Below are 1,531 nucleotides of genomic sequence, written 5' to 3'. Positions count from 1 at the left end.
CGGATTTGCCTGCCTGACACCTCCTGCGCTTGCCCGGGAATCTGTCCCCCGGTCATCTTATCCCTCTGCGTCCCCACAGTTCTGATACCATGTGGTACAGGAATCTAAACCTGTTGTCCATCAGCTACGCTTCTCAGCCTTGCCTTAGGCCCCGACTTACCCAGGGCAGATCAGCTTTACCCTGGAAACCTTAGATATTCGGCCTGGAGGATTCCCACCTCCATCTCGCTACTCATTCCGGCATTCTCTCTTCTTAAAAGTCCACAGCTCCTTATCGGTACTGCTTCGCCCCTTTAAGAATGCTCCTCTACCAATGTATAAATACATTCCTGAGCTTCGGTGTTGTGTTTCAGCCCCGGACATTTTCGGCGCAGGACCTCTCGACTAGTGAGCTATTACGCACTCTTTGAATGTGTGGCTGCTTCTGAGCCAACATCCTAGTTGTCTTTGAAATCCCACATCCTTTTCCACTTAACACACACTTTGGGACCTTAGCTGCAGGTCTGGGCTCTTTCCCTTTTGACGACCCAACTTATCTCGTGCCGTCTGACTCCCGTACATCATCTGTATGGCATTCGGAGTTTGATATTCTTCGGTAGGCTTTGACGCCCCCTAGGAAATTCAGTGCTCTACCTCCACCAGACTAATACGAGGCTAGCCCTAAAGCTATTTCGAGGAGAACCAGCTATCTCCGGGTTCGATTGGAATTTCTCCCCTATCCACACCTCATCGCCACCCTTTTCAACGGATGTGCGTTCGGTCCTCCACGAAATTTTACTTTCGCTTCAACCTGGACATGGATAGATCACCCGGTTTCGGGTCTGCACATGCTGACTTGACGCCCTATTCAGACTTGCTCTCGCTTCGGCTCCGCACCTAAAGTGCTTAACCTTGCCAGCATCCGCAACTCGCCGGACCGTTCTACAAAAAGTACGCGGTCGCACCTTAACGTGCTTCCACAGCTTGTAAACACAGGGTTTCAGGTTCTCTTTCACTCCCCTCCCGGGGTCCTTTTCACCTTTCCTTCACAGTACTATGCGCTATCGGTCACTAAGGAGTATTTAGCCTTGGGGGGTGGTCCCCCCGACTTCCTGCAAGGTTCCACGTGTCTCGCAGTACTCTGGATCCCACTAGCTCCCTTCTGGTTTCATGTACGGGACTTTCACCCTCTCTGGTCTGACTTCCCAGACTGTTCCATTACCATACGGGTCACATAACGTGGTCCATAACCCCGGAATGCACGCATTCCGGTTTGGGCTCTTCCAATTTCGCTCGCCGCTACTTTCGGAATCGATGTTTCTTTCTCTTCCTCCGGCTACTTAGATGTTTCAGTTCACCGGGTTCCCGGCGTATGGCTATGTATTCACCATACGTCACTTGAGGTACACTCAAGTAGGTTTCCCCATTCAGAGATCTCCGGATCAAAGGATATTTGCTCCTCCCCGAAGCTTTTCGCAGCTTATCACGTCTTTCATCGGCTCTTAGTGCCAAGGCATCCACCCTGCGCTCTTTCTAGCTTAACCAGTAGTAT

1 rRNA gene is annotated in these 1,531 nt (G+C 51.2%); it reads right to left on the bottom strand.

From position 1 onward, the window contains the following. A 23S ribosomal RNA gene (locus GPK83_RS12265) occupies window positions 1–1,523 on the bottom strand; the annotation flags it as partial. Window positions 1,524–1,531 lie beyond the last annotated feature (8 nt).

Origin of the sequence: Clostridium sp. MCC328 (assembly GCF_018785465.1) — a bacterium.
GTDB lineage: Bacteria > Bacillota > Clostridia > Lachnospirales > Lachnospiraceae > Pilosibacter > Pilosibacter fragilis.
Note: the sequence above shows the minus strand (reverse complement) of the source record. Positions and strands in the feature narration are given on the sequence as shown.